General features: G+C 51.1%; 10 protein-coding genes and 1 pseudogene. 5 read left to right on the top strand and 6 right to left on the bottom strand.

The window, feature by feature from the left end; all coding sequences use genetic code 11:
- The 3 genes and pseudogenes from BBW69_RS06185 to BBW69_RS06175 all read right to left on the bottom strand — a co-directional run.
- A pseudogene (locus tag BBW69_RS06185) lies at positions 1-438 on the bottom strand (RNA degradosome polyphosphate kinase); the annotation flags it as partial.
- A gap of 165 nt (positions 439-603) precedes the next feature.
- Positions 604-1,047 (bottom strand): L,D-transpeptidase, encoded by a 444-nt coding sequence (locus tag BBW69_RS06180; protein WP_108043501.1) that lies wholly within the window; start codon positions 1,045-1,047, stop codon positions 604-606.
- 6 nt (positions 1,048-1,053) lie between these two features.
- Positions 1,054-1,569: an outer membrane protein assembly factor BamE gene (locus BBW69_RS06175; protein ID WP_003676191.1), complete on the bottom strand. Its 516-nt coding sequence runs from the start codon at positions 1,567-1,569 to the stop codon at positions 1,054-1,056.
- A gap of 428 nt (positions 1,570-1,997) precedes the next feature.
- On the opposite strand from BBW69_RS06175, the gene leuS reads away from it, so the two are divergent.
- From leuS to BBW69_RS06155, 4 genes are all read left to right on the top strand, one after another.
- The gene (leuS, locus tag BBW69_RS06170) at positions 1,998-4,628 is read left to right on the top strand and encodes a leucine--tRNA ligase (protein WP_188210754.1); all 2,631 of its coding nucleotides are present in this window, start codon (positions 1,998-2,000) and stop codon (positions 4,626-4,628) included.
- A 177-nt stretch (positions 4,629-4,805) separates the two neighbouring features.
- Entirely contained in the window at positions 4,806-5,618 is an 813-nt protein-coding gene (locus tag BBW69_RS06165; protein ID WP_188210753.1) for a Dam family site-specific DNA-(adenine-N6)-methyltransferase, read from the top strand.
- Positions 5,611-6,420 carry a site-specific DNA-methyltransferase gene (locus BBW69_RS06160; RefSeq protein ID WP_188210752.1) on the top strand — a complete coding sequence of 270 codons (810 nt, stop codon included), beginning with the start codon at positions 5,611-5,613 and terminating at the stop codon, positions 6,418-6,420. Before BBW69_RS06165 ends, BBW69_RS06160 begins: the two co-directional genes overlap by 8 nt.
- The gene (locus tag BBW69_RS06155; RefSeq protein ID WP_127245154.1) at positions 6,417-6,971 is read left to right on the top strand and encodes a hypothetical protein; all 555 of its coding nucleotides are present in this window, start codon (positions 6,417-6,419) and stop codon (positions 6,969-6,971) included. Before BBW69_RS06160 ends, BBW69_RS06155 begins: the two co-directional genes overlap by 4 nt.
- Positions 6,972-7,530: 559 nt before the next feature.
- Here the strand turns inward: BBW69_RS06155 and BBW69_RS06145 are convergent.
- The gene (locus tag BBW69_RS06145) at positions 7,531-8,820 is read right to left on the bottom strand and encodes a M23 family metallopeptidase (protein WP_188210751.1); all 1,290 of its coding nucleotides are present in this window, start codon (positions 8,818-8,820) and stop codon (positions 7,531-7,533) included.
- A gap of 79 nt (positions 8,821-8,899) precedes the next feature.
- Here BBW69_RS06145 and BBW69_RS06140 point away from each other — a divergent pair, with 79 nt between their 5' ends.
- Positions 8,900-9,868 (top strand): hypothetical protein, encoded by a 969-nt coding sequence (locus BBW69_RS06140; protein ID WP_188210750.1) that lies wholly within the window; start codon positions 8,900-8,902, stop codon positions 9,866-9,868.
- Between the two features lie 177 nt (positions 9,869-10,045).
- On the opposite strand, the gene dxs is transcribed toward BBW69_RS06140, so the two are convergent.
- Complete coding sequence (dxs, locus tag BBW69_RS06135) at positions 10,046-11,959, bottom strand: 1-deoxy-D-xylulose-5-phosphate synthase (protein WP_188210749.1); 1,914 nt, start codon at positions 11,957-11,959, stop codon at positions 10,046-10,048.
- Between the two features lie 82 nt (positions 11,960-12,041).
- Entirely contained in the window at positions 12,042-12,947 is a 906-nt protein-coding gene (gene xerC, locus BBW69_RS06130) for a tyrosine recombinase XerC (protein ID WP_069346925.1), read from the bottom strand.
- Between the last annotated feature and the right edge of the window lie 137 nt (positions 12,948-13,084).

Raw genomic sequence — 13,084 nt, 5'->3', positions numbered from 1 at the left:
AGAGGGGTCAAGGCCGATGGGGGTCAGAATCGGCAACAACTCACGGTCAAAATAGTCTTCAATCCATTTTTTCTGTGTGTCTGTCCAATTTCGGCGGCGGTAAAAAAAGATGCCTTCTTGTGCCAGTTCTGGTTGAAGGACGTTGTTAAACAGGTCGTATTGGTGCTGAATCAGCGAACGTGCTGCCTTAGTAACGTCCGCAATGGTTTCAGACGGCATTTTGCCGTTGTCCAGCTTGCGCCGGGGATGCAGTTTGTCCTCCCTTTTAAGCCAAGCCATGCGGACTTCGAAGAATTCGTCGAGGTTGGATGAAACGATGCACAGGAAACGCAGACGTTCCAGCAGGGGGACGTTTTTGTCTTCTGCCTGCGCCAAAACACGGCGGTTGAATTCCAGCAGGCTCAGTTCTCGGCAGAGGATGCGGTTTTGTTCGTGCATAAGGTTCTCCCAGGTGCTGTCTGATTGTTCTGTTGGAAAAGGCGGTAATACCCCCTGAAATCTTGAAGGTGTTTTTAACGTTTTTCAGACGGCATATGCATGGCTTTTATCAGGATTTGGGGCATGATGTGAAAACGGATACCGCTATATACGGTATCCGTTTGTTTAAATTACTTCCAATACAAAATAATGGCGCAGTTTTTCGTATACCGCGTCGCTTACGTTGATGCAGCCGTTGGTCATAATCCTGTCGGACACAACCGAAGATGCGATACGTTCGCTCCGTCTTTCCGACGGTATCTGATTCCAAACGCGGTGCAGGGCAAACAGGAAGTCGCCTTCCTGTTTGAAGCCGATAACTTCGCCGCCGTATCCGGGTTTGTTGGTACTGTTCAGTGTCAAACCAAATTTCCCTTTGGGTGTGGAAACGCCGAGAAGGACGGGATGGCACTGATGGTCATCGGCAAAACAGAGTTCCGCTTTGGATGTGTTTACGATGACTTTTTTCTTTTGAATATAAGCGTTGACCGCATCCGGTTGCCCCTGTGCATATACGGGGGCAACCATTGACAGGCCGCATAATATCCCTAAAAACAGGCGGAACGGCATGTCGGATTATTGGCGGATACGTTTAGGCGTTGCCGGTACGATTTCGCGGATGATGACTTGCGGCTCGGCTTTGGGTGCGGGCGGCGGGCAGACGGCATCTTTCGGGAATACTGGATTCCAGTAGAAGCTGCGGGCAAATTTGTCTTTATCGAAAATAATTTTGTATTGACAGGTGGTAACGCCTTCTACGCCGGAAGTGTTTTCAGGATCGGTACCTACGCCTGGGGTGTAGAAGTGGAACAGGTAATCCCATTCGCGCACGCCGTACATACCTTCGTTGTAATGCGGGCGACCCAAGATTTTATAGATGTCGTCTTTGGTCAGGCCGGGACGCATCAAGTCTAATTCGTCATAGGTCGGGAATGTACCGCGATCGTTGTTAAAAGTCAGGGAGTAGGGTTTCGGGAAGACCGGATTGTCGGTCGTGCCGTCGGCTTTGACGTTGCTTTTGGTTGCGCAGGCAGACAGAACGCCAGCCGCCAATACTGCCAAGCCAAGTTTAACGATTTGTTTTGTTTTCATGTGCAAAGTCCTTTTTGTCTGATACCTGTTTGCCGTCAGATTTGGCAGACTTGCTACAGGTAGTTTAAACGTTTGATTTCGGTTCGTGATATTAGCATAAAAAAGTGTATATAACAGTAAATTTTGTATAATTAAATATCATATATTAATGATGTGTGCCTGAGTATTATTTTAAGTTGGCTGATTCTATTTATATCTGATTTATATAATGTTTTTTACGGGCTATTTTTAACTTGACTTAGACCGGCATGAGTGATTTTCAGGTAAGGCGTGTGCAAAATAATGTAATACGCCATGTTTTTGGGAATTATCTGTTTTGTGCGGCGCTGCTGCATTTTGCCGTCAATTTACCGATTCTCCAATCTTGGCAACCTGCTATAATTCACACTTTATATTTCTAACGTTTTCAAGCGAAAAACAGAATGACCATGCAAGAACAATATCAACCCGCCGCCATTGAGCCTGCGGCGCAGAAAAAATGGGACGACGCCCGTATTTTCAACGTCTCCGAAGACGCTTCCAAACCCAAATACTACTGCCTCTCCATGTTCCCCTACCCCAGCGGCAAGCTGCACATGGGGCATGTGCGCAACTACACCATCGGCGACGTATTGAGCCGCTTCAAACTCTTAAACGGCTTCAACGTCATGCAGCCTATGGGTTGGGACGCGTTCGGTATGCCTGCAGAAAATGCGGCGATGAAAAACAACGTCGCCCCCGCCGCTTGGACGTACGACAACATCGAATACATGAAAACCCAGCTCAAAAGCCTGGGTTTTGCGATTGACTGGGAACGCGAAGTCGCCACCTGCAAACCCGAATACTACCGCTGGGAACAATGGCTGTTTACCAAGCTGTTTGAAAAAGGCATCGTGTATCGCAAAAACGGCACGGTAAACTGGGACCCTGTCGACCAAACCGTCCTTGCCAACGAGCAAGTTATCGACGGACGCGGCTGGCGTTCCGGCGCGTTGATCGAAAAACGCGAAATCCCGATGTATTACTTCAAAATCACGGATTACGCCGAAGAACTGCTCAACGACTTGGACAAACTGGAACACTGGCCTGAACAAGTCAAAACCATGCAGCGCAACTGGATCGGCAAATCTCGCGGCATGACCGTGCGCTTCGCCGTTTCAGACGACAGCAAACAAGGCTTGGAAGGCGATTACGCGAAGTTCCTGCAAGTTTATACCACCCGCCCCGACACGCTGATGGGCGCGACTTATGTTGCCGTTGCCGCCGAGCATCCGCTGGCAACCGCCGCAGCCGCCAACAAACCCGAATTGCAGGCATTTATCGCCGAATGCAAAGCCGGCTCCGTTGCTGAAGCCGACATGGCGACGATGGAGAAAAAAGGCGTGCCGACCGGCCGCTACGTCGTCAACCCGCTCAACGGCGACAAGCTGGAAGTGTGGATTGCCAACTATGTATTGTGGGGCTACGGCGACGGCGCGGTCATGGCGGTTCCGGCGCACGACGAACGCGATTTCGAGTTTGCCACCAAATACAATCTGCCGAAAAAACAAGTCATTGCCGTCGGCGACAACGCATTCGACGCAAACCAATGGCAAGAATGGTACGGCGACAAAGAAAACGGCGTATTGGTCAATAGTGGCGACTTGGACGGCATGAATTTTCAGATGGCCTTCGACGCCATCGCTGCCAAGCTGCAAAGCCAAGACGCGGGCGAACCGAAAACCCAATACCGCCTGCGCGACTGGGGTATTTCGCGCCAACGTTACTGGGGCTGTCCGATTCCCATCGTCCATTGCGAAAAATGCGGCGACGTCCCCGTCCCTGCCGACCAACTGCCCGTCGTCCTGCCTGAAAACGTCGTACCCGACGGCATGGGTTCGCCTTTGGCAAAAATGCCCGAGTTTTACGAAACCACCTGCCCATGTTGCGGCGGCGAGGCAAAACGCGAAACCGACACCATGGACACCTTCATGGAATCGAGCTGGTACTTCTTCCGCTACATGTCGCCCAAGTTTTCAGACGGCATGGTATCGACTGAAGCCGCGAAATACTGGGGCGCGGTTGACCAATACATCGGCGGTATCGAACACGCGATTCTGCACCTCTTGTACGCGCGTTTCTTCACCAAACTGATGCGTGATGAAGGCTTGGTCAGCGTGGACGAACCGTTCGAACGCCTGCTCACGCAAGGCATGGTCGTCTGCGAAACCTACTACCGTGAAAACGCCAACGGCAGCAAAGACTGGATCAACCCCGCCGATGTCGAGCTGACTTTCGACGACAAAGGCCGCCCCGTTTCCGCCGTCCTCAAAGCCGACGGGCTGCCCGTCGTCATCAGCGGCACGGAAAAAATGTCCAAGTCCAAAAACAACGGCGTCGATCCGCAAGAGCTTATTAACGCCTACGGCGCGGACACCGCCCGCCTGTTCATGATGTTCGCCGCACCGCCCGAACAGTCCCTCGAATGGAGCGACAGCGGCGTCGAAGGCGCACACCGCTTCCTGCGCCGTCTGTGGCGTACCGTTTACGAATACCTGAAACAAGGCGGCGCGGTCAAAGCGTTCGCAGGCAGCCAAGACGGTTTGTCTAAAGAACTCAAAGACCTGCGCCACAAACTGCATTCCACTATCGCCAAAGTCAGCGACGACTACGGCCGCCGTCAACAGTTCAACACCGCCATCGCCGCCGTGATGGAACTGCTCAACCAATACGACAAAACCGACACCGGCAGCGAACAAGGCCGCGCCGTCGCCCAAGAAGTATTGGAAACCGTCGTACGCCTGCTGTGGCCCATCGTGCCGCACATCTGCGAAACCCTGTGGAGCGAATTGAACGGCGCGAAACTGTGGGAAGCAGGCTGGCCGGCAGTCGATGAAGCCGCTTTGGTCAAATCCGAAATCGAAGTGATGGTTCAAGTCAACGGCAAACTGCGCGGCAAAATCACTGTCGCCGTCGACGCCTCCAAATCCGACCTCGAAGCCGCCGCACTCGCCACCGAAGGCGCGGTGAAATTCATGGAAGGCAAACCTGCCAAGAAAATCATCGTCGTACCGGGCAGACTGGTGAACATCGTGGTGTAAAGCCGATTCGGCATTGATTGCTGTAATTAAAAAAGGTCGTCTGAAAACTTGGGAATAGGGTTTTCAGACGACCTTTTTAAGGTAGATTGAGTTGATAAATCCAACAATCCGTTGTATTCCTCACGATGTTTTGGCACAATTCCAAGCCAATCAACCACGCTTGTACTCGGCATCCTAATGGCTTCAAAACCCTTCCTAAAATGGGCGGGAGGCAAACATAAACTTGTCCCCTTTATCGAACACAATCTACCTACTCCTGCACGAAAACGCCTGATTGAACCCTTTTGCGGTTCTGCCGCTTTGTCTCTTGCATTGGATTTCGAACATTATCTGCTCAATGATATTAACGCTGACGTAATCGGCTTATTCCGTATCTTAAAAGAAGAAAAGTCCGGATTCATTGACTATGCCCGCTCTTTCTTTAATTCCGACAACAATAACGATTCAAAATTTTATGAATTGCGGGAACAATTCAACTCTAGCAAAAATCTGCACGAACGTTCCGCTCTATTTATCTATCTGAATCGCCATGCTTTTAACGGTTTATGCCGCTATAACAGCAAAGGTGCATTTAATGTGCCGTTTGGACGCTACAAATCTCCTTACTTTCCACAACAAGAAATGGAAGGTTTCATTCAAAAATCTGACAGAGTTGAATTAATGTGCGGAGATTTTCAGACGACCCTATCCCTGATAGACAATACCGATACTGTTTATTGTGATCCTCCTTATGCGCCTTTAAGTCCGACTGCTTCATTTGCCACTTATGCCAAAGAAGGTTTCAATTTGGACGATCAAATCCGCCTTTCCCAGGCAGCCCAACAAATTGCACCTAACTCTCAAGGCGTTTTGATTTCAAATCATGATACTGAATTTACGAGAAATATTTATTCTTCTGCCATTCTGAAAACGGTTGAAGTACAACGCAATATTGCCGCAAAGGGCAGCAGTCGCAAAAAAGTCGGAGAATTATTGGCAATTTATGAGTGATTTCAATAAACTGGCTGAAGAAGCTGCCATTTATCAAAGTCGTTTGAAAAAAATCGTTTCAGACGACCTTGTCCTCTACAACGAAAATTCCCTTAATGTCATGAGGAAGATATTGGAAAAACATCCAAACGGCTGTTTTGATATGATTTTCGCAGACCCTCCTTACTTTCTTTCCAATAACGGCTTCAGTTGTCAAAGCGGACAAATGGTTTCCGTCAATAAGGGCAACTGGGATAAATCCAAAGGAATGGCGGCAGATTTGGAATTTTACGAAGAATGGCTTCGACTGTGTTACGCCTTATTAAAACCAAACGGCACAATTTGGGTTTGCGGCACATTCCATAATATCTATTTAATCGGCTACCTGATGCAAACCATCGGATACCATATTTTGAACAATATTACTTGGGAAAAGCCCAATCCTCCCCCTAATTTGTCCTGCCGTTTCTTTACCCATTCGACAGAAACAATCTTATGGGCAAAGAAAAATAAAAAAGCTAAACACACGTTTCATTATGAAACCATGAAAACACAAAATGATGGCAAACAGATGAAATGTGTTTGGACATTCCCTCCTCCAAATAAAGCTGAAAAAACATTCGGCAAACATCCGACACAAAAACCACTCGCCTTGCTTGAACGCTGCATACTCTCAGCTTCAAACATCGGAGATTTAATTTTTGACCCTTTCATGGGCAGCGGCACAACAGGAGTCGCTGCTTTAAAACATGATCGGAAATTTTGCGGTTGCGAACTAGAAGAAGATTTTTTTGAATTAGCAAAGAAAAGGTTAGAAAAATGATTATTGGTGGAATCGGCGGTGCAAAAACACAAACAGGACTTAGATTCGAAGAACGCACAGACTTACGACAGCTGTTTGAAGAAATTCCCGGGTATGACTTAAGAAAAACAGATGATAATGCGGGTTATGAAGTTTGGTTTAATGGAGAATTGAAGGCTTATTGTTTTAAAAAATATGAGTTTTACCGATTTTTGGAAAGACCAGAATACAATATTACTTGGGAAGACCATCTATCTAAAAGATTACTGCCCGACAATGGGTTATTTATCATTATCCGTGATACCTTATTTATCATTGAAATCAAATTTCAACAAACCCCTGGTTCCGTAGATGAGAAATTACAAACTTGCGACTTTAAGAGAAAACAATATACAAAATTGGTTCACTCTTTAGGTTGGCGGGTTGAATATGTCTATGTTTTGAATGATTGGTTTACAAAGCCGGAATATAAAGATGTTTTAGATTATATTATCAGTGTTAACTGCCATTATCAATTTAACACGATTCCCCTAAAGTGGTTCGGACTGCCTGACAGTGAAATGAATGAATAAATACCATATTTAAAACACAGCCGTTCAAGGTTGTCTGAATATCATTTCAGACGACCTTTCACCAATCCCCGCCGTTTTCCGTCTTTCTGCCATTGTGATAAAGTAGCCCGACCTTTTGTTCAAAATACGCAGATTCCACCACACCTAATGCAGCATCTGCCAAAGATTATTTGAAAACGGTCGAGTTAAACAAGTCTGCCGACAATGTCGATATCACATCCAAAACGGCCTGCAGGGTTCGGGCGGGATTTCGGCGTATGGTGCCTTATGCCGATGCGGCAATGCCCGTATAGAAAACCTAAAGCGGTTGTTGCCGACTGTTATGCCGGTTTATGAGCAAAGTGCCAGAAATAGGGGTGTTAATAAAAACCGTCGGCGGTAAGGGAAGAGAGTTGAGTATTTGAGCCGTTGTTTCAAAATGCCGTCTGAAATCCGAATGGATTACAGACGGCATTTAACTTTAAACAGTACCGTTCCGTATGCTTCACATTTTTATTGCACGGTTACCGAGCGTTGTTTTTACGGTATGGATAAATATTGAGAAACCGTAAATTTCGGGTTAATCCGTTTGCGACACGGCAACCGGTATGCCGCGTATTGATGCCAGCAGCGCGTCAGCTTCCTGTTTCTGTCTGGCAAACTCCGCTTTGTCTGCCTGCGTTAATTCGGGTGTCGGCAATGCGACCGAGGCGGGGTTGACGGGTTGTCCGTTGATACGTGCCTCATAATGCAGGTGGGGGCCGGTCGAGCGCCCTGTCGAACCCACGAAGCCGATTACTTCTCCGCTGCGCACATTGCCTTGTGCCTGTGAGAACGCGCTTAAATGTGCATACAGCGTTTCTACACCGTTGGCGTGCTGTATCATGACCGCGTTGCCGTAACCTCCTTTCCAGCCCTTAAATGTGATGATGCCGTCGGCGGAAGCCTTGACCGGCGTGCCCGAAGGTGCGGCGTAATCGATACCGGTGTGCAGCCTCCACGTGTGCAGGGTAGGGTGCATACGGTAGCCGAACGGCGAAGAAATACGGGTGTAAACCAGCGGTTCGATGTTGAACCCTGTTTTTTGTTGTACGACTGTGCCGTCTTGATCGTAATAGTTGCCGCCTTCCGAACCTTTGCTGCCGGAACGGTAATAAAACGCTTGGTAGCTTGTGCCGCCTTTGACGACTTCCGCCGCCAAAATGTCGCCGGTCGCCATTTGTTGACCGTGAAAATACAGGCTGTCGTAGAGCAGGCGCACGATATCTCCTTCCTGAAGGTCTGCAAGGTTGAAACGGCCGGCAAAAATCCCGCTCAAGGATTCGCGGATTTCGACCGGTACTTCCGCCCGCGCCAACGCGCCGCGTGCCGAGGTTCTGACTACGACCGAACGCAGCGTGGGTAATACTTTCATGTCCGCTGCGGAACCTGACCGCCGCCATGTGCCGCCTTTTTTCTCCAAGGCGACAAAATTGCGTTCGCCCTCCTCATCGGTAAAAAACTGCACTTCGCGCGCACTACCGTCGCTGCCGACCAAAACATGAACCGACTGGTCAGCCCGCAAATACCGCATATCGGTTGCGCCGCCATATTTTCCCGTTATCTGGACGATATCGTCCCGAGCGATGCCCAAACGCGCCAGCACGTCTCCGAGCGAGTCCCCGGGCTGTACGGCTTCCTGCGCCCAATAAGCCGTCCGGGTGCTGCTGCTCCAAGACACCGGCGGCAGCTTTTGTTCTATGTTCCGTGGCTTAATATGCTCCGTCTTGTCCGGTAAGGCGATAATTGCCGCCGATGACAGAATAATCGTAACGGCAAGCGTACGAAGTGCGTATTTCCGATGCTTTTCCGAAAGCGGAAAGATTGCCATGCTGCTCCTTTTCTACGGCGTTTGTGCCGAATCCTCTATAATGTTGCGTCTAAAATTGTCTTTTGAAAACATTTCAACAATGAAACTCACACTCGCCATCCCTTCGCTTAATTTGGATGAAGACGAAGCCCGTATTCCGTTGAACCTGCCGGCATTCAATACTATGCTGAGATACGGCACGCTGCACCGGCAACGCTGCGCACCATCGTCATTTTACGCACGTTATTTGTGGTGCGGGGAGTTGGCGGAAAATGCGGCGAAAGACCTGAATATGCCGTCTGAAGCCGTTGCGCTTGCCTCTCCCGTCTGGCAAAAGATGGGGATGCATCAGGCAAATGTACTGACGGCGGAATATTTGGACATCGGAAAAGGCGAGGCCGAACGCCTTTGTTTTGACCTGTCTGAATTTTACCGCGACATTTCCTGGCATTTTACGCCCATTCTGCCCGAATTATGGCTGGTTTCCATGCAACGGCCATACCGCTGGGGGGCGAAGCCTGTTTTAGATTTGGGTGGATTGTTGGGTGCGGACGATCAGCCGGACGGAGAAGATGCGGTAACGTGGTTGCGCGTCCAAACCGAAATCCAAATGTGGCTGGCCGCGCATTCCGTCAATCATGACCGCAGGAAACGCGGGCTGCCCGAGTTGAACGGGCTGTGGCTTTGGGACGGCCTGAACGGTGGCGGGCTGGGCGGCACGGTTTTTGCCGATACGGTTTGGAGCCGTTTTCACCCGAACCGCCGAGCATTGCCCGACAGCTTCCAAGCTTATGCGGAAACGGCGGCGCACCTGCCCGATACGCACCATATCCTGTTTATGGACGATTTGCGCCTGTCCGGACTGACGGGAGACAGGGAGCGGTATGCATCGGTTTTACAGCAGTGGGAAGAACGCTGGTTTGCGCCGCTTTATGATACCGTCCGTACCGGCAAAATCAAACGGTTGGATATCTCCACAGACGGATTAAACGGCGGCACGCTGACGTTTACCGCCGCGGACAGGTGGAAATTCTGGCGCGGTACGAGGAACTTTGACGGAATTTGGTAAGCTTGCCGAACAAAACCGCAACAATGCCGTCTGAAACCGCGTCATGGTTTCAGACGGCATTTTTTCTTGCATGATATCCGGCCGGACAATAATGTTTCCTACTGTTAGGACGAACAAGTCGGCATAGAAACCGTCGGTAAAAAAACGCAAGGGTTTCACCTGCCGATAACGGGTGGCTTAGTTTGCCGCATATCGGTCCGGCAGCCATGCACGCACGCGGCGTTCAACCGCTTCGGGACTCAAGCCCAAATCGTCCAAAAGTTTTTTCGGGTCGCCGTGTTCGGTTACGGTATCGGCAACGCCCAAAAGCAAGACGGGTTTGCAGATGCCGTGTTTCGCCAATACTTCCAGCACCGCGCTGCCTGCGCCGCCTTGTTCGGCGTTTTCTTCGGCGGTAACGATGTAATCGTGGCTTTGGGCGAGGCGGACGATGAGTTCCTCGTCTATTGGTTTGACGAAGCGCATATCAGCGATGGTGGCGTTCAGTTTTTCGGCAACCGTCAATGCGGGGGCAACCATGCTGCCGAAGGCGATGAATGCGGTTTTCTTACCTTCGCGGCGGATAATGCCCTTGCCGATTTCCACGGTTTCGAGGCCGTCTGAAACGGGCGCGCCCGTACCCGTGCCGCGCGGATAACGGACGGCGGACGGTGAATTTGCCTGATAGCAGGTCGAAAGCAGCAGGCGGCATTCGTTTTCATCGCTCGGCGCGGCAACAATCATGTTCGGCACGCAGCGCAAGAAGCTCAAATCGTACAAACCGGCATGGGTCGGGCCGTCCGCGCCGACGATGCCCGCACGGTCGACGGCAAACAAAACGGGTAGGTTTTGCAGGGCGATGTCGTGCACCAGTTGGTCGTAGGCGCGCTGGAGGAAGGTGGAATAAATGGCGACGACGGGTTTCATGCCTTCGCAAGCTAAACCGCCGGCAAAGGTAACGGCGTGCTGCTCGGCAATGCCGACGTCGAAATAGCGGTCGGGAAATTGTTGTTCGAATTCAACCAGTCCGCTGCCCTCGCGCATGGCGGGGGTAATCGCCGCCAATCGGGAATCTGCCGCCGCCTGGTCGCACAGCCATTTGCCGAATACTTGCGTATAGGTCGGTTTGGCGGCGGGTTTGTTTTCAGACGGCATAGGGGTTTCCGCAGTACTGTCTTTGGGCAGGTTGGCAACGGCGTGGTATTTGACGGGGTCGTTTTCGGCGAGTTTGTAGCCGTTGCCTTTTTTGGTGATGACGTGCAGCAGTTGCGGGCCTTTGCGGCTGCGCAAGTCTTTCAATACGTCAACCAGATGCTCGACGTTATGACCGTCCACGGGGCCGGTGTAGCGGAAGCCGAAGTTTTCAAACAAAGACAGAGACTGCCTTGCATGTTCGGCTTCACCCGCCAGCGTTTTGATTTTGTGTTCGACTTTTTGGGCGAGTTCCATCGCGCCGGGCAGCTTGTCTAAAACCTTGCTCGATTGGGCTTTGATGGTGCTCAACAGGCCGCGCATATCGCGCACGACGTTGCTGGCGAGGTATTTCGGCAGCGCGCCGACGTTGGGGGAAATCGACATTTCGTTGTCGTTGAGGATGACCAGCAGGTTCACCTCCATGTCGCCCGCGCAGTTCAAGGCTTCAAACGCCTGACCCGCCGTCATCGCGCCGTCGCCGATAATGGCGACGCTGCGGCGGTCGCTGCCCAAAATTTTGTCAGCCGCCGCCATGCCCAACGCCGCGCCGATGGAGGTGGAGGAATGACCCACACCAAACGCATCGTATTCGGATTCGCTGCGCTTGGGGAAACCCGCCAAACCACCGTAGCGGCGCATGGTATGCATCTGGTTTTTGCGTCCGGTAAGGATTTTGTGCGGATAACTTTGATGACCGACGTCCCAAACCAACTTGTCTTCAGGCGTGTGATAAACATAGTGCAGAGCCACGGTAAGCTCGACCGCACCTAAGTTGCTGGCGAAATGACCGCCGGTTTGACCGACGGATTCCAGCAGAAACTCTCGCAACTCGGCGGCGACTTGGGGCAACTGTTTTTTATCCAGGCGGCGCAAATCTTGCGGGCTGTCAATCAGGTCGAGTAGGGGGCTTGGGTTCATGATGTGTCTTTTTTATATCGTCCGGGTGCAACGGCTAATTATATATCAAGCACGCGGGGCTGACGGCTGATTTTGTCCGGGATTATTTTTCCTGCCGTTTGGCACGCGGATGAGCTTCGTCATACAGGCGGGCGATGTGGTCGAAATCGAGTTTGGTGTAAATCTGCGTGGTTGAAAGGCTGCTGTGCCCGAGCAGCTCCTGTACCGCCCTGATGTCGCGCGAGGACTGCAACAGATGGCTGGCGTAGCTGTGCCTCATCATGTGCGGAGAAATGTGCCTGCCGTCGCCGTTTTGCGCCGCCCATGATTCGAGGCGTTTTTGGATTTGGCGTTGGCTCAGGCGCGTGCCGTTCCTGCCGGTAAACAGGGCTTTGCCATCCGATGCCGTCTGACGCAGCGGCAAATAGTTTTTTAAAGCTTCTACGCTTTTCCCGGTCAGCGGGACCTGACGTTGTTTTCTTCCTTTGCCGGTTACGCGCACCCAGCCTTCGTCCAACCACACATCGCCTGTATCCAGGCCGTGTATCTCGCTCAGGCGCAAACCGCTGCCGTACATCAGTTCGAACAGTGCGTGGTCGCGCAATGCCAATGCGTCGCCGTCATCTACAGGCAGGTCGAGCATCTGGTTCAAACATTCCTGAGGCAGTGCTTTCGGGATACGTTCCGGCTGTTTCGGTGGTTTGATATCGGCGGTCGGGTCGGCGTGCATCAGGCCGCGCTTTACCAGCCAAACGCAATACTGCCGCCAAGACGAAAGCTTGCGAGCCAGCGTCCGTTCCCCCAAACCGCGGCCGGACAGCCGGCGTAATGCCTGTACGAAGTCGCCGCGAGTGCAATTTGAAGGGTTTGCAGACGGCATTTCTTCCAGAAGGGCAAGCAGTTCCTGCAAGTCGCGCCGGTATGCGGCAACCGTGTGCTCCGATTTACCCTCGCGCACGATATTTTCCAAATAAGCGTCCAAGTATGCCGCAAGTCCGTCCAAACCCATTCCCACACCTAAAATAACATTAGAAACATTATCATAAATCGGAATATCCGAATCCCGAAACGTCAAAACCCGACAAACCTGCATACTGGCATCGTTAATATAAAATCAATGAGCTGTTTATGGTTTTTTGCTGTAAA

Source organism: Neisseria sp. RH3002v2f, assembly GCF_014596375.1.
In the GTDB taxonomy this organism is placed as follows: domain Bacteria; phylum Pseudomonadota; class Gammaproteobacteria; order Burkholderiales; family Neisseriaceae; genus Neisseria; species Neisseria cinerea.
This window is presented reverse-complemented; position numbering and strand designations above follow the sequence as displayed.

What these genes read in the sequence shown, in the direction of transcription:
- BBW69_RS06180 (WP_108043501.1), bottom strand. Translation starts at nt 1,047, where the DNA reads ATGCCGTTCCGCCTGTTTTTAGGGATATTATGCGGCCTGTCAATGGTT.
- BBW69_RS06175 (WP_003676191.1), bottom strand. Translation starts at nt 1,569, where the DNA reads ATGAAAACAAAACAAATCGTTAAACTTGGCTTGGCAGTATTGGCGGCT.
- leuS (WP_188210754.1), top strand. Translation starts at nt 1,998, where the DNA reads ATGCAAGAACAATATCAACCCGCCGCCATTGAGCCTGCGGCGCAGAAA.
- BBW69_RS06165 (WP_188210753.1), top strand. Translation starts at nt 4,806, where the DNA reads ATGGCTTCAAAACCCTTCCTAAAATGGGCGGGAGGCAAACATAAACTT.
- BBW69_RS06160 (WP_188210752.1), top strand. Translation starts at nt 5,611, where the DNA reads ATGAGTGATTTCAATAAACTGGCTGAAGAAGCTGCCATTTATCAAAGT.
- BBW69_RS06155 (WP_127245154.1), top strand. Translation starts at nt 6,417, where the DNA reads ATGATTATTGGTGGAATCGGCGGTGCAAAAACACAAACAGGACTTAGA.
- BBW69_RS06145 (WP_188210751.1), bottom strand. Translation starts at nt 8,820, where the DNA reads ATGGCAATCTTTCCGCTTTCGGAAAAGCATCGGAAATACGCACTTCGT.
- BBW69_RS06140 (WP_188210750.1), top strand. Translation starts at nt 8,900, where the DNA reads ATGAAACTCACACTCGCCATCCCTTCGCTTAATTTGGATGAAGACGAA.
- dxs (WP_188210749.1), bottom strand. Translation starts at nt 11,959, where the DNA reads ATGAACCCAAGCCCCCTACTCGACCTGATTGACAGCCCGCAAGATTTG.
- xerC (WP_069346925.1), bottom strand. Translation starts at nt 12,947, where the DNA reads ATGGGTTTGGACGGACTTGCGGCATACTTGGACGCTTATTTGGAAAAT.